Genomic DNA, 25,959 nt, shown 5'->3' with positions numbered 1-25,959 from the left:
CTCACCGGCCGGCCCAGTACCGGTAGGCGTCGATCCAGACCGCGCCGTCCGGTGGGGGGCTGGGCAGCGGCAGGTCGAGCAGGTCGATGCGTTGCCGTGCGCGGCCCCGGGAGCAGATCGCCACGATCGCGTCGCCGGTCAGGTCGAGCTTGCGCACGGTGACCTCCACCCCGAGGACGGTGGTGCTGAACGGGACAGCCAGGTGCTCCTCGAGCATGGTGAACAGGCCGGTGAGCTCTTCGTCTTCGCCGTACGCGTCGACGGTGGCCTCTTCGATCATCGCTTCGAGGGTCGCGTCGCGCTTCGCTGCCATCGGCGGAGGATACCGGAGCCGCCGACGCCTATCGCTTCCGGCAATACGCTGAGCCTTCGGCCGGCTCGTCGGCCTCCGCCGCTGCATGGGGCCGCGCCGGGTACTGCGCTCATCTGGTCGCGGCTTGCCGCGTTGCTCGGCGACGAGGTGAGGGCCGGATGCGTGGTCCGTCGCCGTCAGTCATCGGCTATCGGTGTGTGCGGGTGTCGTCTGCGGCCGGGGTCGGTGGCGCGTTCGTGCTGGTGCGGAGGCTGGTGACGATGCTGACGGCCAGCACGGCGGTGATGAACCCCAGCGACACCCCGATCGGGATCTTCACGACGTCGATCAGCAGCATCTTGGCGCCGACGAAGGCGAGGATGACGGCGAGGCCGGTCTTGAGGTGGGTGAAGCGGTGCATGAGGTCGGCGAGCAGGAAGTACAGGGCGCGCAGGCCCAGGATGGCGAAGGCGTTGGAGGTGAAGACGAGGAACGGTTCGGTGGTGACGGCGAAGATGGCGGGGATGGAGTCGACGGCGAAGATCAGGTCGGTGATCTCGACGAGGATGAGTACCAGCAGCAGTGGTGTGGCGAGCCACCGACCGGCCTGGCGGATCAGGAAGTGCTGGCCGTGGTACTCGTCGGTGCTGGGGATGACGCGGGTGAGCAGTCGCCAGCTCCGGCCGGTGGTGGGGTCGGCGTGGGTGTTGCGGGTGCGGTACATCTTCCAGGCGGTGTAGAGCAGCAGCGCGCCGAATGCGTACAGCACCCAGTGGAACCTGGTGATCAGTGCGGCGCCGGCGGCGATGAACACCGCTCGCATGATCAGTGCGCCGACCACCCCGTAGAACAGGACGCGGTGCTGGTACGCGCGGGGGACGGCGAACGCGGTGAAGATGAGTGCGAAGACGAACACGTTGTCGACCGCGAGGCTCTTCTCGATCAGGAAGCCGGCGTAGTACTCGCCGGCCCGCCCGGCGCCCCAGCCGGCCCACACCAGCAGCCCGAACCCCAAGCCGAGGCTGAGCCACACGATGCTCCACGTGGCGGCCTCACGCGGCTTCACCTCATGCGGGCGGCGGTGGGCGAGCAGGTCCACGGCGAGCATGGCCAGGATCCCGGCCACCACGGCGGCCCACATCCAGAACGGCACGTTCATGAATCGCGCTCCATCGTCGTTGCTCGAATCCGGCGCGGCGGACCGCAGGTCAGTCGCGCGGGAGCAGCCCGGCCTGGCCGAGCATCACCCGGGCCCGGTCGACGTGGGCGCTGCCGGCGATCACGTCGTAGTGGGCGGCGGCCAGGGACCGTACGGCGCTGAAGTCGCGCCGGCCGCCGGTCATCGCGTGGGCGAGGAACCCGAACGCCGCCCCCCACAGGGCGCCGAAGGCGACGCCGACGCCGACCATGGCCAGCCAGCCGGACCCGGTGGCGAACAGGCCGAGCAGCACGCCGATGAGCAGACCGAACCAGGCGCCGCTGGCCGCGCCGGACAGTGCCGCCTTCGCCTTGGTCAGCCGGCCGGTGACCTGCTCGACGAGGCGCAGGTCGGAGCCGATGATGCTCAGCTGGCCGACCGGGAACCCGTCGTCGGACAGGCGGTCCACCGCCGCCTGAGCGCTGGCGTAGTCGTCGTAGCGGGCCACCGTGTTCCACGCCATGGTGACCTGGTGGAGCTGGCGCTGATCGATCGGCAGCATAGGACGTCCTCCCTGCTCGTTGGTGGTGCCTCAGCGGTACTGCACCAACGGTCGGGCTCGCCGATGCAGAGCGGGCCGCACGCGGCGTGAAGAAACCATGAAGACGGGTGCGGCTAGCGGGGCAGGGTGATGCGGGCGGTGGTGCCCTGCCCGGGGCCGGCCGAGCTGATGGTGATGGTGCCGGCGTGGGCGGTGATGATGGCGCGGCTGATGGTGAGGCCGATCCCCGATCCGTGGCTGTCCCGGTGGGCGCGGTAGAAGCGCTCGAACACATGGGGCAGGTGGTGGGCGGGAATGCCGGCGCCCGTGTCGGTCACCCGGATGTGGGCGCCGGCGGTATCGGCGGTGAGCTCGACGGCGACGCGACCGGCGGCCGGGGTGTGGCTCAGGGCGTTGGTGAGCAGGTTGGTGATGACCTGTTCGAGGCGGACCGGATCGCCGTTGACCTGCACCTCAGCCCGTGCCTCGACGGTGAGGGCCACACTTTTGGCGGCATAGGCGGGCTGCAGGGCGCCGGTGGCGTCGTCGATGACGGTGTTGAGTGAGGTGGGTCGCAGGGCCAGGTGGAGCCGGCCTTCCTCGGCGGCGGAGATGGCGCTGATGTCGCCGGCGAGGGCCGTGAGTTTCCTGACCTGGTTGCGCAGGATGGCGAGGGTGGGCGCATCGGCGGTTTCGATGCCGTCCTGGATGGCCTCGAGGTATCCGTCGATGGTGGCCAGCGGCGTGCGCAGCTCGTGGGCGAGGTCGGCGAGCATGCGCCGGCGGGTGGCCTCGGTCTGCTGGATGGTGCCGGCCATCGAGTTGATGGCGGTGGCGAGGGCGGTGAACTCGTCGATGGTGGGGTGGGTGGCCAGCCGGGCCGTGTAGTCCCCGGTGCTGAGGCGGCCGGCGGCGGCGGCCATGGCGGCGACGGCCCGGCCGATGGGCCGGGTGACGAGCACGCTCAGCGCGACGGTCAGCAGGAACGCGATCGTGACGGCGAGCACGACCTCGACCAGGTTGACGACGTGGAACGCCGCTTCGGCGCGGTCCAGCACGTCGGTGGGCAGCGGTCGCACCTGTTCGACGTACCGGCGGAACAGCGGTGGCCCCGAGACGGCGACGATGGTCCAGGTGACGCCCAGCGCCGTGACGACGAGCAGCAGGTTGCCCAGGACGAGGCGGGTCCGCAGCGTGATGCGCCGGCGGGCCGCGGTCATTGCCCGGTGCCGATGCGGTAGCCGGCGCCGCGGATCGTGCGGATGTACTTCGGCGTGGTGGCGTCGTCGCCGAGTTTGCGGCGCAGGTTGCGGATGTGCACGTCGATCATGCGCTCGTCCCCGACCCAGGCCGGGCCCCACACGGCGTCGACGAGCTGGCGTCGGGACAGGACCATCGCCCGGTGCGTCGCGAGGGTGATCAGCAGGTCGAACTCGGTCGGCGTGAGCGGGATCAGGCGATCGTGGAGATGCACCTCCCGGGCCGCCGGGTCGATGCGCAGCGCACCGACCGTGACCGCGGGCGGGATCGCGGGCGAGGCGGCCGGGTGTGGCCGGCGTGGCCGGCGCAGCAGCACCTTGACCCGGGCGACGAGCTCCCGGTGGCTGAAGGGCTTGGTGAGGTAGTCGTCGGCCCCTACGGTCAGCCCGACCAGCTTGTCGATCTCGTCGTCGCGGGCGGTGAGCATGATGATGTAGCAGTCGGTGAACTGCCGCAGCCGCCGGCACACCTCCAGCCCGTCGATGCCCGGCAGGCCGATGTCGAGGATCACCACGTCCGGCGCGAACCGGCGCGCGTGGGTCACCGCGGCGGCGCCGTCACCGGCGTGCTCGACCTCGAAGTCGTCCCGCTGCAGGTATCGGCTGACGAGGTGGGCGAGGTGCTGGTCGTCCTCCACGACCAGTACCCGCGCGGCCGGACCCGGGCTCGCATCGCTGTCCATCCTCCCAGTGTCCGCACCCGGCCCGGCCGTCTTCATGGCTTCTTCATGGACCACCCGCCCTGGTCTGCACGGACGGCGCGAATCGTTGGTGCTGCCGGCGCGGCATCGTCGACGCCGGGCCGTACCGACGAAGCGGAGGACCGCCATGCCGTCCACGAGCGCCACACCCGCCCCCGCGTACGCCGGCATTCCGGCTGCGGCGCAGGTCACCGCCCTGCAGCAGGTCCGCGAGTATCCGGCCGTGTCGTTGTTGCTGTCCACCACCCCGGCGGCGGTCCTGACCCGCGCCGACGCGCTGCGGCTCGATGCGCTGGCCGCCTCGGCCGTCGACCGGCTGGACGACGAACTGCAGCCGGAGGCCGCGCTGCCGGCGATCCGCCGCCTGCACCGCCTCGTCGAGCAGGCCCGGCGCGGACCTGCGGCCCACGGCCTGGCCGTCTACGCCTCCGCCAGTGCCGAGTCGCTGATCCGGCTGCCGATCGCGGTGCGGGACCGGGCCGTGGTCGATCCGACCTTCGCCACCCGCGACCTGGTGCGAGCGCTGCATCGCACCCCACGCCACCTCGTCCTGGCGTTCAACGCCGGCCACGCCCGGCTGTTCGACGCCGCCGCCGACACCATGCTGCCCGCCCTGACCAGCGCCTTTCCGATGTACCGGGCGTCGCGCACCCCCGGTCGTGGCCGCGGCCGCGCCGACCGGCCCACCAGGGCGGCCGACGCCGCGGACTTCTACCGGCAGGTCGACGCGGCTCTCGGCGCCTACCTGCGCCTGCACCCGGCGCCGCTGGTGCTGGTCGGTGATGAGCGGGCCACCAGCGCGTTCCAGCGCGTCTCGGTCAACTGCGGGCGGCTGGCGGGTACCGTGCGCGGCAACCTGACCGCCACCGGCGCCACCGAGCTGGCCGGCCGCATCCGTGCCACGATCGACGCCTACCTGCACCGCCGCGAGCACGAGGCCCTCGCCCTGCTCGACAAGCGCTTCAGCGCCGGGCGGGTCGCCACCGGGATGCCCGCCGCCTGGCTCGCCGCCCGTACCGGCCGGCCCGAGATGCTCATCGTCGACGAGACGCTGTTCTATCCGGCCCGCCTCTCCGACGACGGCGACACGCTCATCCCCGCCGACGACATCGAGCACCCCGACGTCATCGACGACGCGGTCGACGAGCTCATCGAACTCGTCCTCACCCGCGGTGGCTGGATCGCCTTCACCCGGCCAGGCATCCTCGAGCAGCACCAGGGCGTCGCGCTCAGCACGCGTCCGTAAGGCCCTTGCGGCCGGAACCTGAGGCGGCCCGGCCGGCCGCGCGCCCGGCCAGCGCGACCGCCCGTCCGGGTCCGGCGGGCTGACCTGTCCGCCAGCGGGAGCAGGTCCTCGCGCCGGCCCGTGCCCGAACGACGATCTCACCGCAGCGCCAATCGACATCATTGAGCCGCGCCCTGGACACCTCGATCGACCGCGACCCGAGCCGCGCCACCAGCATCAGGATCGCGTAGTCGCGGATCCCGACTGAACCGCCGCGACCGGCTGCGTGACGTCGCCACGGTCGATGGCACGATGTTGCGGTACCTCACACCGTTGATCGAGCGCTGATCGGGACGCGGGATGACCACTGCACGCATGGATGCCGTCAACTGCACGATCATGGTCCGGGCCCGGCTGCTGGCCGGTTGGGTGGGCGCGGGACGGCCGGTGACCGCGAAAGGGGTGCTCCGGCCGGTCGACATTCCGGCTACGGCGGCGGCGATGGGTGTGGAGGCGCCACCGAAGGCGCGCACCGCCGCCGATGTCGAGGTGCTGCACCGGCCGTGGGTCGCGGCCCAGGCCGTGGGGCTCATCGCGATCGGCGCGGCCCGGGTGGCGGCGACGGCCGGCCCGGCCGGCGATGAGCTGGAGGCGTGGTGGACGGCGCTGCTTGCGGTACTGCGGGCGGAATCTCACGATCGTCGCGGCGAGGGTGCGGTCGTGCTGTGCCGGACGCTGCTGGCCGTCCTGGAGGACGAGCCACCGCTCGACGAGCTCGAGGACAGGGTGGAGGAACGGCTAAAGACAGCGGACCTGTGGCAGTTCGGTGCGGTCTTCGAGGCGTTCCGCCGCGGGGTGATGCCCGTCGACGGCGGGCTGGAGGTGCTGGCCGAGTTCGGGGCGGTGGACGCCGCGGCGCGGCTGACGGCTCTGGGTCGGTGGGCGAGCCGGCGCTTCGCGGCGGCCACGCCACCGCCGGTCACGCCGGACCTGCCGGCATCCGAGCTGCTGACCATGCTGGCATCGCTGTCCGAGCAGGACGCGCTGCGCCAGGCGCGGCGCTGGCTCGTGGGTCGGGACATCGACGAGGCCGTCGCGGAGGTGCTGAGCGCGGCAGAGGTTGGGACGCCGGCGGCCCGGCTCGCCGGGGTCGATCTGGTCGGCGCGCTCGGTGAGGCGATGCGCCCGGCGTGGCAGGCGGCGCTCGAACGGCCGATGCTCGCCGCGCACGCCCGCGCTGCCCTGGCCACCTGGGATGCGGCGGAGGAGCAGTGGGAGCCGAGCGAAGCGGACCGGTCGTGGTTGGCGGTGGAGTACGCGCTCGCCGTCGAGGACCCCGAGGAGCGGTACCACCTCGTGCAGGACTTCGGCGGCCCGGCGGTCGTGGACGCCAGCGGCCATCCGGGCGCGCCCGCTCTCCGCGCTGCGCTGGCTGCCGCCGGGCGCCCGCCGCAGCGGGTGTACCAGCTGAAGATCGTCCTGTCCGGCGTCACGCCGCCTGTGTGGCGGCGGCTGCGCGTGCCGGCGTCGATCCCGCTCGACGTCCTGCACCACGCGATCCAGGCCGCCTTCGACTGGGACGACGATCATCTGCACACGTTCGAGGCCGACCGGCGACGTTACAGCGACCCGGACATCGCGCTCGACGGTTGTGAAGACGAGACGGATGTACGGCTGGCCAAGGCCATGCCCCGCGAAGGCGCCACGATGACGTACGTCTACGACTTGGGTGACTGCTGGGAGCACCGGATCCTCGTCGAGAAGATCGACGAGTCGGAGGAGCCGGACGCCGCTGATGCCATCACGTGTATCGACGGCCGAGGTGACGCGCCGATCGAGGACTGGCATCCCGAGGACGGCGAGGGTACGACGGCGTTCGACATCGACACGATCAACCGACGGCTGGCGGCGCTGCTCGGCGTGTAGCACAACTGGTTCGAACCGCGGGCGGCAACGCTTACCGCCGCATGACTGTCGATCGGTACGCCGACCCGGTTTCCTGCGTCTTACGGGACCGGTTCGGGATCACCGATCCGCGGCGACTCCGCGATGCGGAGGCGGACCTGTCCGCGGCAGCGCCGGCGGACCTTCAAAACGGTCCGTGCGGCGCCGGCCGGGTCGCACCGCCCATCGGGCGTGAACAGCGCAGCTGGCGTCGAGGGGCAGGCACATCAGCCGGCGGTCGGCTGGTGGCTTCAACTCATGTCGGCCGGGCAGCTGCCGATGGGGTCGGACACGCCGTCGACAGTGAGGCACATCGTGAATTGGACCATCGGGCGGCGCCTGACCGCGGTCGGTGCATTGTCGATCATCGCGGCCGTCGCCGTGGGTGTTATCGGCTTCACCCAGGCCACCAGTTCCGCCCGCGACGCCACCCACGCGTTTGTGGTGGGCAGCACCCTGTCGGCGGTGATCGACACGCAGCACACCGCCTCGGTGGTGCTGGCAGACGCCAGCATCCTGCTCAACCCGCTGGCCGACGACCGGCACAGCGAGGTGATCGCGCAGCTGACCGAGCACGCCGGCGAGCTCCATGAGCAACTCGGCGCCCTCCAGCCGGACGTCGGGCTCGGTGCCGAGTTCGCCGCGCACATGACGGCGTTCATCGCGACCATCAACCCGGTGCTCGACGACGCAGCCGCCCTCGCCCGAACGTCCGGCCCGGTGTCCCAGGACACGTTCGACCGGGTCCAGCAGCACTGGGACGATTTCGACCAACGCAGCGACGCGGTCAAGTCCGCACTGTCCGGCGCTGCGGCCCGCAATGTCTCGGCGGCCGACTCGAGCGCACGCCGGACGAAGATCGTCATCGTCATGGCAACCGTGCTCTCAGCGCTGGTCGTCGGGGCCATCACCGTCCTCGTCGCCCGCGTGATCGCCACCCCCATCCGCACCACCAAGCAGCTGCTCGAACGCGTCGCCGGCGGCGACTTCACCGGACGGCTCACCGTCAGATCCGGCGATGACCTCGGCCAGATGGCCACCGCGGTCAACGACACCGTGGATCGGGTCGGGCAGGCACTGCACCAGATCTCGCAGGAGGCCGCGGCGCTGTCCGGGGCGGCTCAGCACCTCAGCGGGGTCAGCCGACAGGTCGCCACCGACGCCGCCCAGGTCGCCACTGAGGCGCAGGCCGCATCCGGCAGTGCCGCCCAGGTCGGCGACGACGTGCAGGGCATCGCCCACGGCACCGGCCAGATGCACACCTCGATCAACGAGATCGCCCGCAACGCCGAGGCCGCCAGTGCGGTCGTCGCCACCGCCGTCAGTGCCGCGGAAGGGGCCAACATCACGGTCACCAAGCTCGCCGCCTCCACCGACCAGATCGGTCAGGTCGCCAAGGTCATCGCCGCCATCGCCGAGCAGACGAACCTTCTCGCCCTCAACGCCACCATCGAGGCGGCCCGGGCCGGTGAACTCGGCAAGGGCTTCGCCGTCGTCGCCGGCGAGGTCAAGGACCTCGCCCGGGAGACCGCGACCGCCACCGAGGACATCGCCCGCCAGATCGCCTCGCTGCAGGCCGACGGCTCGGCCGCCTCCGCCGTGATCGACGGCATCGCCGGCACCATCAACCAGATCGCCGACATCCAGCAGCGCATCTCCGTGGCGGTCGGCACCCAGTCCGCCGCCACCCGGGACATCACCGACCGGGCCGGGCGGGCCGCCGACCGTACCACCGACATCGCCACCCGCGTCGCCGCCGTCACGAGCACCTCTCAGCAGGCGACCACGACCGCCGCGCAGACCCAGCGCGCGGCCCAGGACCTGGCCACGACCGCCATGAACCTGCAGTCCATCGTGACCCGCTTCCAACTGACCTCTTGACCATCGAGCGCCGCGCGTACATCCGCCGGCGGCGCCCTGTCGTGATCCGGTGCGTCGGCGGGTGGCAGCGGTACAAACGGTCAGCTGTCCACGTCCCGGGTCTGGCATTCTGCCGGCGGCACACGACGGCGGCCGGCCCGATGCGCCGGGCCGGCCGCCGCGGTGTCGCGGTGCGGTGGTGGTTACGGGAAGTTGACCAGGTACACGTTGTTGTTGCTCGAGTTCGCCGCGGCGCCAGTGTTGTTGATGACGTGGCTGACGGTGCCGACGCCGCCGAGGGAGACGACCGCCATGTCGTGGAACTTCACGCCGGCCACTGCGGGCACCTCGAACGCCCGGGCGGAGACCACGGCCGGGTTGACGTTGAAGTAGCAGTAGCTGCCCAGACCCCACGCCTCGAAGGTCGTGACGCCCGCGGCCACCTTGATGGCCGGGTAGCCCTGCGTCGTACCGTTCATCCAGGCCGCCTGGTTCGGCGGGTCGTACGGCATCTCGTTCTGGAAGAAGATGATCCGGCCGTTGGCGCCGTTCCAGACCACCTCGTTCTTCTGGTAGTGCTCGACGAACAGGCCGGTCGCCAGGACGTTGTCGCCGTTGACGGTGAGGCCGTTGTCAGCGGTGTTCGTCGTCCAGCCGATGCCGCTGCCGTGGTCGGCGCGCCAGGCCCAGGTGTGGTCGATGATCGTGTTGTTGGTGTTGACGACCAGGCTGTTCGTGGCCTTGCCGGCGACCATGCCGCCGATGCGGAAGAACACGTCCTGGACCGTCGCCGGGTTGCTCGCGTGGGCCACGCCGGTCTTCGCCGGGCCGACCTTCAGCAGCGTGTCGCTGTTGGTGGTGCCGGCGTCGAAGAGCAGGCCTTTGAGCCGCACGCCGTCGACGTCGGCGACGTCCATCGCGTTGACGCCGCCGTCGGGGATGATCGTCGGGTAGCCGATGCCGAGCACGACTGTGTTGGCCTTGGTCACGTGCAGCGTCTGGTTGACGTGGTAGATGCCGGGCGTGAAGAAGACGTTGCAGCCGTTGGCGAGCGCGGTGTTGATCGTCGCGGCCGAGTCGGTCGGCTTGGCGACGAAGAACGTGCTCATCGGCACCGAGGTGCCCGGGGTGGAGCCGCCGGCCCAGCTCGGCCCGGAGGCGTTGGTGCGCAGCGAGGGCAGGAACACGCGGTACTTGCCGGCGCCGTCGATGTAAAGGTAGGGCACGTCACGGGAGACCGGTGTGGTGCCGAGCGTTGTGAAGCGCGGACCGGCCGCGGCGGTGTTGAAGTTCTGCGCCGGTGCGCCGTTGGTCCCGGAGAAGACCATGTTCCAGTTCGAGCCGCTCCAGCTGCCCAGGGTGCTGTCCTTGGTGTACCACTGCTGCTGGGAGGCGGATTCGACGTTGCCGTCGACCTTGGAGTCGGAGATGTAGCCGCCGCTGGCCCAGCCGTAGCTGGCCGGGAACAGGTTGAGCCCGCCGAGGACGTGGATCCGGCGATACGGTGCGGCCTGCGCAACGGCCCAGCGGTTGGTGCCGCCGAGGGTGTTGACCGACAGGTTCTCCGCGGAGCGCCAGAAGTTCTGGGTGGCGTTGCCGGCGTCGCTGGCGTTGAACGCGTCGACCGTGACGGCGCCGTTGATGCGCGTGTCGTCCGGGTTCTGGCCGAGGCCGAGGATCGACGTGTTGAAGCCGATGTTCGCGCCGACGGCGTAGGGGGTCGTGCTCGGCTTGAACACCAGCGCGTCGCGGCGGGTGCCGAACTGCGCCGACTGGGTGTCCTTCTGCGCGTTGAAGACCGAGTCGAGGGACGCCTGAATGGCGGCGTCGCTCATCGAGTGGTCGTAGATGTGTACGTTCGCGCCGAAGTCCGGGGTGTCGGAGTAGGTCGGGCAGGTGCCCGTCGCCGGCGGTGTCGTGGTGGTGATGGAAAACTTCTGCGCGCCGGTACCGTTGCAGTCCCAGATCTGCAGACGGGTCCCGTTGGCGGTGGCCCCGCCCGGGGAGTCCATGCACCGGCCGGACTGCGGGTTCTTGATCGAGCCGTCGGCCTGCGTCACCCACTGCTGGGCCCCGGTGCCGTTGCAGTCCCACAGCTGGAGCTGGGTGCCGTTCGCGGTGCCGCCGCTGGTGATGTCGAGGCAGCGGCCGATGGCGGTCAGCGCGGTGCCGCTCCACGTCCAGTGCTGGTCGGCGGCGGCCGCCTGGCAGTCCCAGAGCTGGGCCGCGGTGCCGTTCACGCCGGTGTCGTCACCGGAGATGTCCACACACTTGCCGGCCGGGCCGATGATGGGGTTGCCGGTGACGGCGCCGGAGGCCGATCCGAGTTGTCCGGCGAGGCCGAGCGCGACGACGGCCAGCGCCGTCGCGGCCAGGAGAAGACGTCGTACGGTGCGTGGTTTCGGACGCATGGGCAGCCTGCTTTCGGGATGTGCTCGCCGGGCGCGTCGAGGGCGGGTGAGAGCGCTCTCAGCGAGTAGGTGAAGTGTTACGTCGATGTGAACGCTCGTCAAGGGGCCGTAATGGACCCCGGCCCGGAGAGCGCTTTCCTGTACTGGCGGGCCTTGCCGGCCTGACGACGACTCGATCACCATGGGTGACGTCCCGCGCGGGCCTGGCGGCGAAGCGAGGCACCCGTCGGCCGTGGAACGACGATGGGCGACCGCAGCACCTTTACGCACAGGCCGTCGGCCCGCCCGAAGAGCACCGGTCAGCGAGCAGCGGCGCTGCTACCGGCGGCGCCACTGGCCCAAAGGCCCGGCGAGGTGAGCCAGGTGGGGTCGCTCCGCAGAAATTGCGAGTGGCGGGCTGAAACACTCACGTGGCTACCGGCCGTACGACCCGTCGTCCGGCAATGTCAGCGGCGACCTTCGGGCCGCCCGTGCTCGGCGAAGACCTTGTGGACCTCCTCGGTCCAGAACGTGAACGGTTCGGTGAACCGGTACCCGAGGTCGCGAGCCGAGGTGTAGAAGGCCGAGTTGGGCTCGAGGTCGCCGTAGCTGACGGTGACGATGGACGTCAGCGCCGGCCCGCCGGTGGCGTACTCGTCCGCGAACACCGCGGCGAGCAGGTCGTTGATCAGCGACGACGCCGGGTCGAGGCTGACGGCGTCGACCCGGTCGGCGATCTCCGCGTGCCACGTCATGCGGCGTTCGTACGCCGCGCGCAGGATTACGCTGCGGACCTGCTGCTTGGCGGTGGCCCAGGTGTCTTCGGTGATGCCGTACTGTGCCGCGGTGCGCCTCACGCATGCCATCCCAACTGCACTGCACGGAAGTCGATCTCGGCGGCGCCGATCGCTGGACAGGTCGAGTGTGCGCTGCCGGACCTCCGTTTCGCCAGCACCGATCGGTCACAGGGTCACGAAGCGGCCTCTCTGGGTGTCGCGATGCGCGCGGCAGGCGCCGCAACCGGACGGTCCGACTTCGCCGGCCGATCGCCAGCTACCAGGCACCCGAGGCTGGGCCCTAGCCGGCTGACGCCGGAACCGGGTCGGAGGTGCGGTGGAGGGCGACGGCGACGGCGCCGAACACCGCGACGAGCATGGCGTTGACCGCCACAGCGAGCCAGCCGATGTTGGCGATGTGGGCTACCGGCCAGGCGATCGCGCTCACCGCGAGGAGCGCGACGGTCCAGGTCCGCGCGATCCTCCGCAGGACGGCGGCGCCGAGGAGCAGCGTGAGTGGGAAGCACAGGCCCAGCGGCTTGATCAGCACGGCCGCACCTGTCGCGTCGACCAGGTCGGTATCGCCCAATGAGACGTGAATGGTGTTGAACCCGTACGCGACGTCGCCGGCCGCGCCGAATGCGCCGACCACGAGCAGCAACGCAGCCAGAACACCGTTACCGATCGTCACGAGGCGAATCATGACGAGGGTGTAGCCGACCGCGGCGAGGACGTGGACCACGGCGGCGGTGGGGTCGTCCCAGCCGCGGGTCGCGTACAGGAGGTCGGCGATCAGATACACGGCAGGCGCGACGACGAGCGACCCGGTGAGCAGGCGCTCCAAAGGCGTGGAAGTCATGGCTGGCATCGTCGTCGCCTCGGCCCGGCCGGACATCGGAGCCGACCCTCGACAATTGGAGGGTTAACCCTGGTCACACCGCACTTCGGTGCTGGCACTATACGGATGTGAGCCGGGGAGCGGTGCTGGGCTGGACGGTGGGTGTGGCGACCGCGGCGCTGGTCGTTGCTGGTTTCGCGCTGGGTCTGCACGTCGGCAACCTGCACAACGGGCTCATCGCCGCGTCGTTCAGTGCGGTCGGGCTGTACGTGGTCCGTCGCCGCCCCGGCAGCCGGGAGGGTTGGCTGTTCGTCGCGGTCGGCGCCAGCCACGCGGTGATGTTCGCTGGCCGGCAGTACGGCCTGCACCCGGGCCCGCTGCCGGGCGCCTCCTGGATCGGCTGGGTCGGGGTCTGGCCGCTTCCGCTGGTGCTGGTGCTGGTCGGCGTGGCGGTGATGTGCTTCCCGACCGGCCGGCTCCCGGCGCGCGGATGGGTGCCGGTCGTCGGCGTCCTCGCCGCCGTGGGGTTCGTCCTGTCGGTGGCCTCGGCGCTGTGGCCGGTCGAGTACGGCCGCACCGGCCTGGTCGCCGGTCACCCGCTCGACCTTCCAGGGTTGCCGACCGCCGACGCGTTCTACGGCGTCGCCCGTCCGATCGGCTACCTGCTGTTCCAGCTGACCTGGGTGGCCTGCGTGGCGGTGCGGGTCCGGCGGGCCCACGGCGACGAGGCCCGTCAACTTCGCTGGTTCCTCTATGCGGCGACGGTGTCCGCCGCGGTGATGGTGCTCGGCCTGGCGGTGTGGGGATCGCCGGTTCCCGGGGCGTTGACGGTGCCGCTGCTCGCCGTGGCGGCCGGCGCCGCGATCCTGCGGTACCGCCTCTACGACATCGACCCTGTGATCAACAAGTCGCTGGTCTTCGGCGCGATGGCGACGCTTGTCACCCTGGGCTACGCCGTCGTGGCGACCGGCGTCGGCCGCCTCGTCAACGGGTACGGCACGCTGCTGTCGTTGCTGGCCACCGGTCTCGTGGCGGTCGCCTTCGAGCCGCTGCGCCGGCGCGTGCAGCGGCTGGCCGACCGGGTCGTCTACGGACGGCGGGCCACGCCCTACGAGGCGCTGGCCCGGTTGTCGGCGCACTTCACCGCCCCTGCCGGTGGGTTGCTCGACGGCATCTGCGCAACCGTCGCCGACGCCGTCGGAGCGCGTGAGGTGATGCTCTGGACCGGCACCGTCGATGGGCTGCGGGCCGTATCCGTCTGGCCCACCACGACCCCCCTCCCGCCAGGTGCTCGGACGCTGGCCGATCTGTCGGCGGTGCCGGTACGCCACGACGGCCGGCTCCGCGGCGCGATCACCGTGACGAAAGCTCCGGGCGACCCGCTGTCGATTGGCGAGCAGCGCCTGGTCGGCGACCTGGCCGCCCAGGCGGGGCTCGTCCTGGAGCTGCGGGCGACCGCTCAGCGACTGGTCGCGGCCGGTGACGCCGCCCGTCGGCGGCTCGAGCGCGACCTGCACGACGGCGCCCAGCAGCGACTGGTGACCGTCGCGATGGAGCTCGGCGGGGTGGTACGGCTGGCCAAGACGCTCGGCGCCGCCGAGGTCGCGGCGCGCGCCGAAACCGTACGCCGGCAGTTGCTCGAGGCCACCGCGGAGCTGCGCGAAATGGCCCGCGGGCTGCACCCGGCCGTGCTGACCCAGGACGGGCTCGAGGCCGCGATCGGCTTCCTCGCCGACCGGTCGCCGCTGCCGGTGCGGCTGACCGTGTCGGTGTCGCGGCGGCTGTCGGCCGAGGTCGAGTCAACGGCGTACTTCGTGGTCAGCGAGGGGCTGACCAACGCCGCCAAGCACTCCGGCGCCGACGCCGTCACGGTCCGGGTTGCCCTCGTCGGGGCCAGCCTGATCACCGAGGTGTCCGACGACGGCTGCGGCGGCGCGGCGGTGCGGGCGGGCAGCGGGCTGGAAGGGCTCGCCGACCGGCTCGCGACGCTCGACGCCCGTCTGACCGTCGACAGCGGCCCAGCCGGCACGCGACTGAGGACGGTGATCCCGTGCGGGTGATGCTCGCCGACGACGCCGTACTCTTCCGCGAAGGCATGGCCCGCATCCTCACCGACGACGGATTCACCGTGACCGGGCAGGCCGGCAACGGTGCGGCGCTGCTCAACCTCGTGCGCGCCGACCCGCCAGACGTCGCCGTGATCGACCTGCGCATGCCGCCCGACTTCTCGGCCGAGGGCATCGACACCGCGGCCGCGATCCGCGCGATGGCGCCGACCACGGGCCTGATGCTGCTCTCGCAATACGTCGAAGTCCACCACGCCATGCGGCTTATGACCGAGTTCGATGGAGGCGTGGGCTACCTGCTCAAGGACCGCGTCTCCGACCTTGCCGCGTTCGGCACCGACGTGCGGAAGGTGGCCCGCGGCGAAACCGTCATCGACCCCGAACTCGTTGCCCGGCTGGTCGCCCGGCGCCGCGAGCGGGATGCCCTCGACGAGCTCACCGACCGGGAGCGCGCCGTGCTCGCCCTCATGGCCCAAGGCCTGTCCAACGCCGCCGTCGCCGCCGACCTCCACCTGGCGATCAAGACCGTCGAGGCGCACGTCACGGCGATCTTCATCAAGCTCGGACTGGTCCAGCACGAACGGGAGCACCGCCGCGTGCTGGCTGTCCTTACATTGCTGCGGGCTTAGAAAACGCCTTTCGCAACGGCGATCCGGAGCCCGCACTCATCTCGCTGGCGTGCTCGACTCGGCATGAGTGCGCAAAGTAGCTGCCTCTGGGATTCCGTCGATCATGCCAGGTCCAATTACGACCCGTCCTGGTGCGGCAGCTCGGGCATCCGGGCTTCGTCGCCCACGTCACCCCGATCCAGCACCTCCCGGGCTACCAGCTCTGGAACGTCGACTCGCCACACTTCACCGGCGCCCACGGACACTCCCTGCACGGCCATAGGATCGACGCGACTGAACCGGCCGCCGTGGAAGCCGCCAAAGCCGAGCTGGCGCTGGCCGCCCGCTATGAGGACGACCGCACCACCACCGGCTCACCTGTGGGGGACTTTCGTGGACAACGTCACCATCGAGTCGTGGCTGACCAGGCCGTGGCGGGCCGCACCGCTCGTCGCAGTCGACCTCGAAGGCGCCGGCGCCCAGGACCGCGATAACGAGGCCATTCTTGAGGTCGCCGCGATCCGGCTGGTCGACGGCGTCCCCGACACCACCACCGCCTACACCACCCTGGTCAACCCTGGCCGGCCCGTCCCACAGCGGCCGTGGATCTCACCGGGGCTCACCGATCAGATGCTCGCCGAAGCGCCGCCGTTGAGCCAGATCTCGCAGCCCGGCTCAACGGCCGGATCCTGGTCGGACACAATGTGGGCGTCGACTGGCGGCTGCTGCACCGCCGCTGCCCAACGATCACGCCCGCAGCGCTCCTGGACACCCAGAAGCTGACGCGCGGCTGCTGGCGGATCATCAGCCGGTGCGGCGGGACTGGCGCTGCGCGACCTGTGCAACGCCGTGGCCGTGCGCCATCGGGCAGGCCAACCTCACCGCCACCGTCCACGCCGGCAACGGCCCCGGCGTCGGGCTCGCCCTGGCCAGCGCCATCGGCCGCGCGTGGCTGGACCAACCCGACGCCTGCCCCGGTTGCCTGATCGGGCAGTTCCTGCACTGGATCAGCGACGACCTGTACGCCATGATCGCCACCGAGCCGGGCGCCCCCACCGCAACGCCGACAGCGCACGACAACCTGCGGACCCGGCCCAGCCCACGGACCCGCACACCCGCCCAGCACCTTCCCGACTGCCCGTACCCGCCGCCCGCCGCCGATCGGCACGATGTAGCCGATCAGACGATGCCCGCCGGGGCGGTGCCCACATGACCACCGCTGTGCACACGACACTCGAGAGCTGTGTCGTCTTCGCGAGGTCGCTCGCCGAAGCCGGTGCGCTCGGACCGGCTGCCGTGGTGCTGGCCGGGCTGCTGTGCGCGCGTGACCCGGCCACCGCAGCGCCAGATGATCGGCTGATCGAGGCTGCGATGCTGTACCCCGGCCTCGTGTATTGACCGCCGTGATCGGGGTTGAACCGAGTTCGGTTTAACCCCGACGAGGATCGTAGGCCAACACAACGCCCACCCCGCCGACCAACCGCCATCGGTTGGATCTCCGGAGACGGACTGCCTGTGATTGAGACATGGGAATCCCTCACAGCCTGGCAAGGGTTGGTCTACTTGTAGGCGGCGGCGACGATGTTCGCCTGCACGGCGTTCTCGGTGGCGTCCGTCGGATAGCCGGAGGTCATCGCGCCCTCGTACCAGGTGCCGGCTCCCTGGATGCTGTTGTCACCACCGGTGCCGAGGATGATCGCTCCTTCCTTGCGCATCGGGTTGTAGCTCCCGCTGACGCGCAGGCCGATGTATGGCCGGACCCCGTTGTAGTGGGTCGACAGGCTCCCAGACTGGGCGTTGGCGGCGCGGATGGCGAAGTTGTTCGCCTTGCCCTTGACGATCGCGGTCAGGAACCGGTCCGTGTGGGTCGGGTTGTTCGCGTTGCCGAACTGCTGCGCCCCGCCGAAGAGTCCGTTCTCCAGGTCGGCCTGCACCCACGGCCCGGACCCGGCGCCGGAGCCCCAGCTCGTGTTGTTGCCGAAGTAGACGGCTTCCATGGTGCCGTTGCCGTTGTCCATGCCGTTGGTCTCGGCGTTGCCGTAGTCCATGCAGCAGCCACCGTTGTAGTGCGTCCCGTCGAAGATGGAGTACAGGCCCTCTGGCTGATCGCCTGTCGCGATGCCAGTGGTGGCGTTGTTGCGGTATCCGACGCCAGGAACGACGTACACGCCGTACGCCTTGTGCCCGCCGACCGTGATCGGCGCCGCGGTCGCGGTCGCGAGATTGTCGTAGCCGCCCGCGGCGGGGCCGGAGAAGCGGCCAGGGGGCGCCTGCTTGAGATGGTTACCCTTGCCCGACTGGTCGTAAATGATGGTGATCAGACAGGTCGTACCGGCGCAGAACGAGTCCTGCGCGGCGGCGTTGGCCACCCCACCCGCGGCCAGCGGCGTGATGTTCTTCGTGGTGCTGTCCGAGGCCCGCTTGACCTGGTAGAGATTCCCGCTGTATGCGGCGTACAGCGCCCGGGTGGTGCTGTGCGCGGCCACGCACGGGGTGCCACCGGCCGCGTAGATGTCACACGGCTGCCGGGTTCCCGTGCTCGTGGTGGGTGCGCTGGTGGAGCCGCTCACGTAGTTGAACGACCATTGCATCCGGGCGATGTCCGAGCAGGTTTCCTGCACGATCGGGTTGTTGCCCGCCGTGGACCCGTCCTTGTCGCTGACACACAACCCGGTCGCGACGCTCTTGATCACGTACTTCCCGGCCGCCACCGCGGAGGCGGTGAACGTCCACAACTGGTTGACCTTCGTGCCGTCGCCGCAACCGTACTGCTGCAGCTGCACCCCCGACGCCGTCGACGAACTCGGCACGTCGATACACCGGCCACCGTTGCCGTTAGCCAGATTGAACCGACCAGACGCCTGCGCCACCGCCCTCCACTGCTGGTCGGCCGCCGCCACGTTGCACGCCGTCTGGACAAGCAGCGCACTGTTCGCCGTCGACGCGCCGACGACATCGATGCACTTTCCACTGGCCCCACTGGCCAGCGTGTAGACACCACCACCCGTCGGAGCCGTCGCTGCCTGCGACGGCCAGGCCGTCACCGCGATCACCGCGATCGGAACAGTCACGATCGCCGCGATGGCGACGCCTACCCTGGGCCTTGTGACGAGACGTTTCATGTGTGCCGACCCCTACTCGCTAGTCGCTGTGTGATCACCACCCCGCTGTGGGCTGCCCCGAACCCGGAGCAAGGCGGGCCACGGCCGGGATTGGCTGATCGGTTCTGAAGATGGCCAGACAGCGTTCGCGATTACGGAAACGGGCGAAAAATCTCATCCGCCCTGGTCAGCGCCGTGAAAGTTTCGTGACGCGGTGTCGGTCGCCCTGCGTGACCAGCCCGACGCCGCCGCCGAGAACACGCCGGTCCGACACTGTGCTCGGCGAATGGGACACCCTGCCGGGTCCGGGCCCGGCCCGCCCTCGCCGGTTCCCTGCGCCCACCCGATGCTGACCGGCTTCGAGCGGCGGCCGGCGCCGTACGTGCCGCCCTCCGGGCAGGCACGGTACGGGCATGCACCTGCAGGCGGTTCAGATCCCTCTTGATCGATGGCGTGGTTGCGCGGTCAGGACGTGGCAGACGCGAGGTGGCTGCCGATGAAGCGTCCAGCCCGGTCCAGTGCCGCGGCGCCCTCATCCAGGGTGGCGGCGAAAGCCTGGAAGACGTGGGGCACGCCGGGGACGACGTCCAGGATCACCGCCACGTTGTCGGCGGCGGCCCGGACCGCCAGGCGGGTGGCGTCGTCCAGCAGCACCTCGTTCGAGCCGGCCTGCACGAGCAGCGGGGGCAGGCCGGTCAGATCGGCGAAGATCGGGCTGACCCTCGGATCGGCCGGGTCGACGCCGGTACCGCCCAGATAGTCACCGACCCGGGTGCGAATGGCCGTGGCCGTGATGTTCGGATCGGCCGCGGCCTTGGTGCGGTAGCTCTCCCCGCTCACGGTCAGGTCGGTCATCGGAGAGAGCAGCACGGCTGCGGCCGGCTGCGCGAGCCCTTCCGCCCGGAGGGCGAGGAGCAACTCGAGCGCGAGGTTCCCACCGGCCGATTCACCGGATACAACGACGTTCGTCGAGCCTCCCTCCCGTGCGAGCAGGGCCCGGTAGGCGTTGACCACGTCGTCGACGGCAGCCGGATATGGGTGTTCCGGAGCCAGGCGGTAGTCCACCGTGACAACGCTCAGCCCGGTGCGACGAGCCAGTCCCGAAGCCAGCTCGACCGAGCCCATGGCCGAGCCGAGGGCGAACCCGCCGCCGTGCAGATGGAAGAGCACGCCGGCGGCGTCCACTCCGGCCAGGTCGACGAACACCACGGGCACACCGCCGAGTTCGCCGGTCGACGTGCGGACGTCGTCGGGCAATGGGTGCGCGGTGAGCATCTCCTCCAGTCGCGGCCGCTGGATCGCGACCGCCCCACCGAGGTCGAAGGGGGCGTCCCGGAGGAGCTGGTGAATCGCTGCGCGCTGCTCTTCGCTCATGATCAGTCCTGTCGTAGCCGTCCGGTAGTTGATCGGAATGGACCGGGTTGCGCTGCACTCCGGGTGGCAGGGTTTACCGGTGGAGGGAGCGGATGAGGGCAAGGCCGGTGATCAGAGCCCAGAGCAGGTAGCTGTAGAGGGAGATGCGTTCGGCGAGTCCCGTGGGTGTCCATCCGTAGGTGAGCGGGATGTTGAGCAGCCCGATACCGCCGAGGGCGATGCTGGCAATCGCGAGCCATCGGGGGAGGCCGAGCCTACTGCTCGAGAAGCCGGTGACGATGGCGAGAGCGTTGCCGGCGATGATGGAAAGGAACGCTCCGATCAGGTACAGCACCAGGGTTCCGTCGTCGAAGCGCGCCGGGCCGAGCGGGAATGCGGCGAACAGGATCAGGGCGGTCGCCTGGGCGAGGCCGAGGGCGGCGGTCGTCCGCCGTCTCCAGCCGGTGAGCTTGCGGCTGAGGGCGATGCTGGCGGCGGCGACAAGCGTTCCCGAGACGACCCACGCGATACTCATCAGCCACCACAGGGGTGAGGAGATGAGGAAGCCGCGGAACTCCCCGACGAACGGGCTGCCGAGGAAATTCACGTAGTCCTCGGTGTAGCTGTACGGGTGCCGGTCCCATGCGGCGGCGACGATCGCTTCTGTGACCAGGCTTGTGAGAACTGCCGCGATGAGGGCAGGCCCCGCCCAGCGCGCGACTGTACGAAGCGGGATGGCCGTGGCGGAGGACATGGTGGTGCTCCTTGATGAAGGCCGGTCTCTCGGACCGCGTGCCGTCGGGATGGTCGGGCTCTGGCGGTGCGGTCGGACCCCGGACGATCCGACAGGACAGGGCGAACGTGGCGGCAAGGACCTGTCTATTGGCCGGTCTTCCCGCCGGTCGTGGCCGGGGATCGCCGCAGCAGCGTACGCATGGGCTGGGCGACGTGCAGCAGGTAGCCGCCGAAGCCGATCTGCCACAGCATGAAGGCGTAGGCGGCGATGCGTTCCAGCAAGCCGGGCGGCAGCATCCGGAAGGTCGCCAGCCACGTCAACGCGGCGACGATGCCCAGGGTGCCCAGGGCGGTGCCGGCGGCACCGACCCAGGCGGGGACCCGCATCCGCCGCGACTGCCGGCTGACCAGGATGGCGGTGGCGTTCCCGCCCAGGATTGCCAGCGTCGCACCGAGATAGTGCAGCCACAGCATGCCGTTCTCGGTGGCCTCGGGCGAGCTGTGCGCCACACCGGTCAGCACGAATCCCGCGGCGGTGATTCCGCCGGCCCAGAACACCGCTGCCCGCGACCGGCCTTCGAGCATCCGCCCGGCCAGCCAGACTGCGCACCCGAGCAGCACGCCCTGGGTGACGAACGCCCCGTTCATCACCCAATGGAGCGGTGAGCAGACCATCCGCCCGTCGTACGGGCCGCACTGCGGATTGCCCAGGTCACTGATGAAGTTGTCACGGTAGCTGTAGCCCGGACCGGACCAGGCACGAGCTACCAGGGCCTCGCCGACGAGAAACACCAGCGCGCCCACGATGAGGGCGATCGCCGCTGCCGCGAGCGCCCTCGATCCCGGTGTTTGCGCAAGTCTGTCGTCCATGGTCGGATTCCTCCCGACTACGGGTCGCTGGTTCCCTGCTCAAGGGGCCAGAATGATCTTGCCCAGGGCGGTGCGGCCGGAAGACTCCGACAGTTCGATAGCCGCGGCGACCTCGGTGAGCGGATAACGGGCGGCGATCTTCGCGGTGAGTTTGCCGTCGCGTAGCAGGCTGAAGACGTGCGTCAGGTCGTTGCGGATGCGAGCCAGGAACGCCGCGCGCTTGGCCGAGCCCGGCTTGCCGGCGCCGGCCCAGACGTTGTAGAAGCTCGCGTGCTTGCCCGTGGGCAGGAAGTTCCAGTACGTCAGTTTGGTCAGCAGGACCATGAACGTCAGCAGCACGGGAGTCTTGTCGTCGAGATGGCTCGCGATGCTGTAGGAAACCAGCGTGCCGGTACGGTTGAGCAGCCGGTAGGAGCGGCCGACGCTCGCACCGCCGAGGTGGTCGAACACGGCGTCCACGCCGTCCGGCGCCAATTCCCGCACGCGGGCAGCCACATCGGAGTCGTGGTAGTCGATCGCCTCCGCCCCGAGCGCACGTAGCGCCTCGTGATGGCGTGGGCTGGCGGTGCCGATCACGCGGACGCCCGCCAGCCGGGCGAGTTGCACCAGGATGGAGCCCACGCCGCCACTGGCGCCCAGCACGAGCACGGTCTGCCCGGCTCGCACCTTCGCACTGCCGTGCAGCATCTGGTAGGCGGTGAGCCCGTTGACAACCAACGTCTCCGCTTCGTCGGCGCCGACCCCGTCGGGCACCTGCACCAGCTCGGCGGCGGTGAGCAGGACGGCCGTGGCCCAGGCACCGGTCTTGGTCAGTGCGGCGACCCGCCGGCCGACCAGCGCCCGGTCCACGCCGGGGCCGACAGCCTCGACGACGCCGACAAGGTCGTAGCCGGGCACGAACGGGAACTTGGGCTGACCCTGGTAGCGGCCCCGGCGCATCGCACTCTCGGCGAAGGACACCGCTGTCGACTCCACACGTATCAGAGCCTGACCGGCGGCCGGTGCCGGCAGTGTGCGCCGGACGAGCCGGAGGCCGGCCGGCCCGACCTTGCCCGGCAGCACCACCTCGGTGGCGGTCACGGTGGCCCCCGCCGCGGTGTTCATCTCCGTCATGACGGACTCCCCGGATATTTGCGACTGATCATCGTTATGCGAATGGCAGTAACTATGCAGTGGTACGACGCGTAGAGTCAAGCCGAAACAGGTGAGGTCGGGACAGCGACCGGAGCCCCGCGTGTCCGGCACGGCATGACGCCCGTCAGTCCGTTACGGACCGTAGCGTCACAACTGACCGTCCCGGTTCTCACGGATCGTTACAATGCGGCGATGACAAACGAGCCGCAGACGGTGAGCAGACGCGAGCGACTGCGGGCACAGACGCTGCAGGACATTGAAGACACGTCGTTCGCAATCATCGACGCGGATGGCGTGCACGCGCTGTCGATCGCAGCGCTGGCCAGGAGCATGGCAATGTCCGCGCCCGGGTTGTACCGCTACTTCCCGTCGCGGGACGCGCTGCTGACACACCTGATCAACCAGTCCTATCAGCACCTCTTCACGGCCATGAGTCAGGCGCTGGAGGGCGGCAGATGGACGCCGCGCGCCCGGGTGCGGCTGCTGGTCGCCGCATACCGCGACTGGGCTTTGCAGCACGCCAACCGGTACGGGATGCTCTTCGGCCAGCGAATCGGCGTCGCGCCCGAGGACGCCAGCGCCCGGACGCCACTGGACCAGGCGATGGCACTGCTCGTCGACCTGCTCGTGTCCATACCCGACGGCTCATCCACCCATACCTCGAGCGGCGACCGCACGCTGGACGGACAGCTGCGGACCTGGGCCCGTGCCCAGCAACGACCGGAAACCACACCACGCATTGCGCGTGCTGCCATCGTCATCTGGACGCGGGTACACGGGATCGTGAGCCTCGAACTCACCGGCATGCTCGACAAATCAACCGTCGAGGTCCAACGACTCATCGACCTAGAGGTCGACAACGCCATCCAGCTGCTGACGCCGGCTACCCCTTGACCGGCCCAACTCCGGGGCCATGGGACTGCAGCGCCGGGCGGGCGGCTCGGTCCTCGTCGACGGCGATGCGGCGTACCAGCGGGGCTCAGCGGGCGGGTGTTCGATCCGGTTGCGCTGCTCGCCGAGTCCGGTGCGGCTACAGGTGGGCCGCAGCGCGTCCTGCAGGCGGCTGATCGTGGCGATCGTTGGGTCGCCCGCGAGCACACCTGGCGGCGTCCAGCGGTCGCTGTCGGAGCCGGCGGCCTCAGCGGCCCTCTGACGCAGCGTCAGCCGCAGCTCTTCGAGCCGAAGCAGGTCGTTGTGCAGGACGTCGGGTTCCGAGCGTTTGTTCGTAGTCGGTGGGGCTGTGGTAGCCGAGGGCTGAGTAGCGTCCGCCCGTGTCCGGCGCGGTGGCCGGAAAGGCGGTGCTGGCCCGATCCGCCCCGGCCGGCCGATCGGCGCCGCTGCGCAAAACCCACCCGCAGCGGTAGTTCCGCACCCGGCACCCGGCTGCCGGGTGCGGTCTGCGCGGCAAGCCGCGGTCGGCCAGGATCGCGGGCCGGCATCCGCCTCCGGCGCCCTCACCGGCCGCAGCCCGCCTGCCTGTTGCTGCTGTCGTTGCGGCGGCTGCAGAGCGTGCCGATGCCACGGCGAAGTCGCAGAGCTGCGCAATGCTGCAGCCGGTTGGCCTCTCGGCGGACCGCGCCGGTGCGGTTACAGACTGACCCTGATTGCCCGATGCTCGGCGCCCGGACCGGATCATGGGCGAGGATGCGGGTATGGAGGATGCGGTCGGCGACGCGTGGCGGCGGATCACCGCTTGGCTGGGTGTCCACGCGCCGGATACCGCGGCGCAGGTCCAGGGGCCGGGTGACCCGAGTTTGATCGACGCGGTCGAGCGGGATGTCGGTGTGCCGTTGCCGGCCGATCTGCGGGCCTGGTGGCGGCTTGCCGACGGGTTCCAACCGGGAGTGCTGCAGGCGCTGATTCCGTGGATTCATGTGCCCCTGCCAATCGCGGTCGCCCGTGACGAACGCCGCCAGTTGGTGGAGCTGTCAGCGCGGGTGGGCTGGCCGGACAGCGACGGCTACGACGCCGGCAGCTTCAGTAACCGCTACCAGCCGGCGTTCCTGCCGATCTCCACCGACCACTGCGGCCAGGTTCTCTTCGTCGACCTGCGCCCTGGCCCGTTGCGCGGCTCGGTGAGCGAGTGGGACCACGAGGAGGGATTCCTCAAGCCGCACGACTGGACGGGTGTCACCGATATGCTCACCGACATCGCCGACGCTCTCGAACTGGGTCAACCGGCGATGGTCGCGTACGCCGAACGGCTCCGGGCGGCCGGGTTCGCCAGCGACCCTCGGGCATGGGCCGCGATCACCGAGACCGGCGAACTGGAGTGGAACGGGCGCTGAGCGGTTTACTGCCGCCCGCGGGGTCATCGGCCTGACGAGGCAGCTGCCAGTCGAGTCGGAGTCGCCAGTCGTAGCTGGACAGTACCTGTGCTGGCCCGGCCGGAAGGTTACGGCCTGCTGGGCGTTCGCATATCGAGCAGCTGCGGAGCCGCTCCGTTCAGCCACCACCAGAACTCCGCCCGCTGCGGCAGGACGAGCAGCCAGAGGCCGAACCGGTACGGAGACATGCAATCGGGTCGGTACACCTCCCCGACCTGCCGCTGGCCTGCGGGCGTGGCAGCGCCCTCAAGCCGCAGCGACTTGTTGAAAGCCAATGCGTAGTGCGCATGGCCGGTCAGGAGGGAGAGCTTGGCGAAGTCGTGGAGACGACCGCGCTGACGATCGGTTTTGACCTCGACGGCAAGGAGGTTGGCCGAATCGGCATTGTCGAGCCGGCGGTGAAGGATGATGTCGGGTACAAACTTTCGATCCTCTAGCGCGGCGCCGCCAGTGAACGCCTTCTTGACCAGGCCGAAGCGTTCGTACTCTTGATCGAGCACGTAGCCTCGGCTGATCAGCTGGGTCAGTCGGGCATTGAGATAGATCATCAACCGGCCCACCACGACGCGTTCTGTGGTTCCGAGGATCACCGCGTCACGGTCGTACAGCTCCTCTACCGAGGTGAGCACCGCATCGCGGATCGGAGCAAACATCGGGTCGTCGTGATCCACATGAGCAGTATGTCATCGACAAGGGCATTACCTCAGTCGGCGCCGCCACGCGGACTGGCTCGTGGTGGCCGGCGGAAGCCCCGCGGACGTCGATGCGTCACCGTCTGCGTGCTGCGAGACCAGGTACGGC

24 protein-coding genes are annotated in these 25,959 nt (G+C 70.1%); 10 read left to right on the top strand and 14 right to left on the bottom strand.

What is annotated here, in order from left to right:
- Position 1: 1 nt before the first annotated feature.
- The 5 genes from Dvina_RS37545 to Dvina_RS37525 form a co-directional block, all read right to left on the bottom strand.
- Complete coding sequence (locus Dvina_RS37545; RefSeq protein ID WP_223094284.1) at positions 2-313, bottom strand: calcium-binding protein; 312 nt, start codon at positions 311-313, stop codon at positions 2-4.
- Between the two features lie 187 nt (positions 314-500).
- On the bottom strand, positions 501-1,451 hold the full coding sequence (locus tag Dvina_RS37540) for a TerC family protein (RefSeq protein WP_223094282.1): 951 nt from the start codon (positions 1,449-1,451) through the stop codon (positions 501-503).
- 49 nt (positions 1,452-1,500) lie between these two features.
- On the bottom strand, positions 1,501-1,992 hold the full coding sequence (locus Dvina_RS37535; RefSeq protein ID WP_246655577.1) for a YflT domain-containing protein: 492 nt from the start codon (positions 1,990-1,992) through the stop codon (positions 1,501-1,503).
- Positions 1,993-2,105: 113 nt separating this feature from the next.
- Complete coding sequence (locus Dvina_RS37530) at positions 2,106-3,191, bottom strand: sensor histidine kinase (protein WP_223094280.1); 1,086 nt, start codon at positions 3,189-3,191, stop codon at positions 2,106-2,108.
- A complete protein-coding gene (locus Dvina_RS37525) occupies positions 3,188-3,913 on the bottom strand; it encodes a response regulator transcription factor (RefSeq protein WP_223094278.1) in 726 nt (241 codons plus the stop codon). Before Dvina_RS37525 ends, Dvina_RS37530 begins: the two co-directional genes overlap by 4 nt.
- Before the next feature lie 145 nt (positions 3,914-4,058).
- On the opposite strand from Dvina_RS37525, the gene Dvina_RS37520 reads away from it, so the two are divergent.
- The 3 genes from Dvina_RS37520 (at position 4,059) to Dvina_RS37510 (ending at position 8,981) form a co-directional block, all read left to right on the top strand.
- A complete protein-coding gene (locus Dvina_RS37520; protein ID WP_223094276.1) occupies positions 4,059-5,177 on the top strand; it encodes a baeRF3 domain-containing protein in 1,119 nt (372 codons plus the stop codon).
- Positions 5,178-5,516: 339 nt separating this feature from the next.
- Positions 5,517-7,082 (top strand): IS1096 element passenger TnpR family protein, encoded by a 1,566-nt coding sequence (locus Dvina_RS37515; RefSeq protein WP_223094274.1) that lies wholly within the window; start codon positions 5,517-5,519, stop codon positions 7,080-7,082.
- Between the two features lie 333 nt (positions 7,083-7,415).
- Positions 7,416-8,981, top strand: a complete 1,566-nt coding sequence (locus tag Dvina_RS37510; RefSeq protein WP_223094272.1) for a methyl-accepting chemotaxis protein — start codon at positions 7,416-7,418, stop codon at positions 8,979-8,981.
- A gap of 182 nt (positions 8,982-9,163) precedes the next feature.
- Here the strand turns inward: Dvina_RS37510 and Dvina_RS37505 are convergent, their stop codons facing one another.
- From Dvina_RS37505 to Dvina_RS37495, 3 genes are all read right to left on the bottom strand, one after another.
- Entirely contained in the window at positions 9,164-11,371 is a 2,208-nt protein-coding gene (locus Dvina_RS37505) for a ricin-type beta-trefoil lectin domain protein (RefSeq protein ID WP_223094270.1), read from the bottom strand.
- A 446-nt stretch (positions 11,372-11,817) separates the two neighbouring features.
- The gene (locus Dvina_RS37500) at positions 11,818-12,207 is read right to left on the bottom strand and encodes a hypothetical protein (protein ID WP_223094268.1); all 390 of its coding nucleotides are present in this window, start codon (positions 12,205-12,207) and stop codon (positions 11,818-11,820) included.
- A gap of 220 nt (positions 12,208-12,427) precedes the next feature.
- Positions 12,428-12,985, bottom strand: coding sequence for a hypothetical protein (locus tag Dvina_RS37495; RefSeq protein WP_223094266.1), 558 nt, complete (start codon positions 12,983-12,985; stop codon positions 12,428-12,430).
- Positions 12,986-13,092: 107 nt separating this feature from the next.
- Here Dvina_RS37495 and Dvina_RS37490 point away from each other — a divergent pair, with 107 nt between their 5' ends.
- From Dvina_RS37490 to Dvina_RS37470, 5 genes are all read left to right on the top strand, one after another.
- The gene (locus Dvina_RS37490; RefSeq protein ID WP_223094264.1) at positions 13,093-15,024 is read left to right on the top strand and encodes a sensor histidine kinase; all 1,932 of its coding nucleotides are present in this window, start codon (positions 13,093-13,095) and stop codon (positions 15,022-15,024) included.
- A complete protein-coding gene (locus tag Dvina_RS37485; protein ID WP_246656633.1) occupies positions 15,024-15,659 on the top strand; it encodes a response regulator in 636 nt (211 codons plus the stop codon). The genes Dvina_RS37490 and Dvina_RS37485 overlap by 1 nt, the downstream gene beginning before the upstream one ends.
- A gap of 372 nt (positions 15,660-16,031) precedes the next feature.
- Positions 16,032-16,421, top strand: coding sequence for a 3'-5' exonuclease (locus Dvina_RS37480; RefSeq protein ID WP_223094260.1), 390 nt, complete (start codon positions 16,032-16,034; stop codon positions 16,419-16,421).
- Between the two features lie 28 nt (positions 16,422-16,449).
- Complete coding sequence (locus Dvina_RS37475) at positions 16,450-16,851, top strand: hypothetical protein (RefSeq protein ID WP_223094258.1); 402 nt, start codon at positions 16,450-16,452, stop codon at positions 16,849-16,851.
- A complete protein-coding gene (locus Dvina_RS37470) occupies positions 16,848-17,036 on the top strand; it encodes a hypothetical protein (RefSeq protein WP_223094256.1) in 189 nt (62 codons plus the stop codon). Before Dvina_RS37475 ends, Dvina_RS37470 begins: the two co-directional genes overlap by 4 nt.
- Positions 17,037-17,197: 161 nt before the next feature.
- Here the strand turns inward: Dvina_RS37470 and Dvina_RS37465 are convergent, their stop codons facing one another.
- The 5 genes from Dvina_RS37465 to Dvina_RS37445 form a co-directional block, all read right to left on the bottom strand.
- Complete coding sequence (locus Dvina_RS37465) at positions 17,198-18,709, bottom strand: arabinofuranosidase catalytic domain-containing protein (RefSeq protein WP_223094254.1); 1,512 nt, start codon at positions 18,707-18,709, stop codon at positions 17,198-17,200.
- Between the two features lie 495 nt (positions 18,710-19,204).
- Positions 19,205-20,113, bottom strand: a complete 909-nt coding sequence (locus tag Dvina_RS37460) for an alpha/beta hydrolase (protein ID WP_223094252.1) — start codon at positions 20,111-20,113, stop codon at positions 19,205-19,207.
- Positions 20,114-20,186: 73 nt separating this feature from the next.
- The gene (locus Dvina_RS37455) at positions 20,187-20,846 is read right to left on the bottom strand and encodes a DUF998 domain-containing protein (RefSeq protein WP_223094250.1); all 660 of its coding nucleotides are present in this window, start codon (positions 20,844-20,846) and stop codon (positions 20,187-20,189) included.
- A gap of 125 nt (positions 20,847-20,971) precedes the next feature.
- The gene (locus tag Dvina_RS37450; protein ID WP_223094248.1) at positions 20,972-21,631 is read right to left on the bottom strand and encodes a DUF998 domain-containing protein; all 660 of its coding nucleotides are present in this window, start codon (positions 21,629-21,631) and stop codon (positions 20,972-20,974) included.
- A 105-nt stretch (positions 21,632-21,736) separates the two neighbouring features.
- Positions 21,737-22,777, bottom strand: a complete 1,041-nt coding sequence (locus Dvina_RS37445) for a medium chain dehydrogenase/reductase family protein (protein ID WP_246655576.1) — start codon at positions 22,775-22,777, stop codon at positions 21,737-21,739.
- Between the two features lie 246 nt (positions 22,778-23,023).
- Between Dvina_RS37445 and Dvina_RS37440 the strand changes: the two genes are divergently transcribed.
- On the top strand, positions 23,024-23,725 hold the full coding sequence (locus Dvina_RS37440; protein WP_223094246.1) for a TetR/AcrR family transcriptional regulator: 702 nt from the start codon (positions 23,024-23,026) through the stop codon (positions 23,723-23,725).
- 758 nt (positions 23,726-24,483) lie between these two features.
- A complete protein-coding gene (locus tag Dvina_RS37435) occupies positions 24,484-25,119 on the top strand; it encodes an SMI1/KNR4 family protein (protein ID WP_223094244.1) in 636 nt (211 codons plus the stop codon).
- Between the two features lie 107 nt (positions 25,120-25,226).
- Here the strand turns inward: Dvina_RS37435 and Dvina_RS37430 are convergent, their stop codons facing one another.
- Complete coding sequence (locus Dvina_RS37430) at positions 25,227-25,829, bottom strand: hypothetical protein (protein WP_223094242.1); 603 nt, start codon at positions 25,827-25,829, stop codon at positions 25,227-25,229.
- Positions 25,830-25,959 lie beyond the last annotated feature (130 nt).

It is taken from the genome of Dactylosporangium vinaceum, from assembly GCF_019904175.1.
Lineage (GTDB): Bacteria > Actinomycetota > Actinomycetes > Mycobacteriales > Micromonosporaceae > Dactylosporangium > Dactylosporangium vinaceum.
Note: the sequence above shows the minus strand (reverse complement) of the source record. Positions and strands in the feature narration are given on the sequence as shown.

Excerpts from the sequence above, each read along its gene's own strand:
- Dvina_RS37545 (WP_223094284.1), bottom strand. The coding sequence starts at position 313 with ATGGCAGCGAAGCGCGACGCGACCCTCGAAGCGATGATCGAAGAGGCC.
- Dvina_RS37540 (WP_223094282.1), bottom strand. The coding sequence starts at position 1,451 with ATGAACGTGCCGTTCTGGATGTGGGCCGCCGTGGTGGCCGGGATCCTG.
- Dvina_RS37535 (WP_246655577.1), bottom strand. The coding sequence starts at position 1,992 with ATGCTGCCGATCGATCAGCGCCAGCTCCACCAGGTCACCATGGCGTGG.
- Dvina_RS37530 (WP_223094280.1), bottom strand. The coding sequence starts at position 3,191 with ATGACCGCGGCCCGCCGGCGCATCACGCTGCGGACCCGCCTCGTCCTG.
- Dvina_RS37525 (WP_223094278.1), bottom strand. The coding sequence starts at position 3,913 with ATGGACAGCGATGCGAGCCCGGGTCCGGCCGCGCGGGTACTGGTCGTG.
- Dvina_RS37520 (WP_223094276.1), top strand. The coding sequence starts at position 4,059 with ATGCCGTCCACGAGCGCCACACCCGCCCCCGCGTACGCCGGCATTCCG.
- Dvina_RS37515 (WP_223094274.1), top strand. The coding sequence starts at position 5,517 with ATGACCACTGCACGCATGGATGCCGTCAACTGCACGATCATGGTCCGG.
- Dvina_RS37505 (WP_223094270.1), bottom strand. The coding sequence starts at position 11,371 with ATGCGTCCGAAACCACGCACCGTACGACGTCTTCTCCTGGCCGCGACG.
- Dvina_RS37495 (WP_223094266.1), bottom strand. The coding sequence starts at position 12,985 with ATGACTTCCACGCCTTTGGAGCGCCTGCTCACCGGGTCGCTCGTCGTC.
- Dvina_RS37485 (WP_246656633.1), top strand. The coding sequence starts at position 15,024 with ATGCTCGCCGACGACGCCGTACTCTTCCGCGAAGGCATGGCCCGCATC.
- Dvina_RS37470 (WP_223094256.1), top strand. The coding sequence starts at position 16,848 with ATGACCACCGCTGTGCACACGACACTCGAGAGCTGTGTCGTCTTCGCG.
- Dvina_RS37460 (WP_223094252.1), bottom strand. The coding sequence starts at position 20,113 with ATGAGCGAAGAGCAGCGCGCAGCGATTCACCAGCTCCTCCGGGACGCC.
- Dvina_RS37455 (WP_223094250.1), bottom strand. The coding sequence starts at position 20,846 with ATGTCCTCCGCCACGGCCATCCCGCTTCGTACAGTCGCGCGCTGGGCG.
- Dvina_RS37440 (WP_223094246.1), top strand. The coding sequence starts at position 23,024 with ATGACAAACGAGCCGCAGACGGTGAGCAGACGCGAGCGACTGCGGGCA.
- Dvina_RS37435 (WP_223094244.1), top strand. The coding sequence starts at position 24,484 with ATGGAGGATGCGGTCGGCGACGCGTGGCGGCGGATCACCGCTTGGCTG.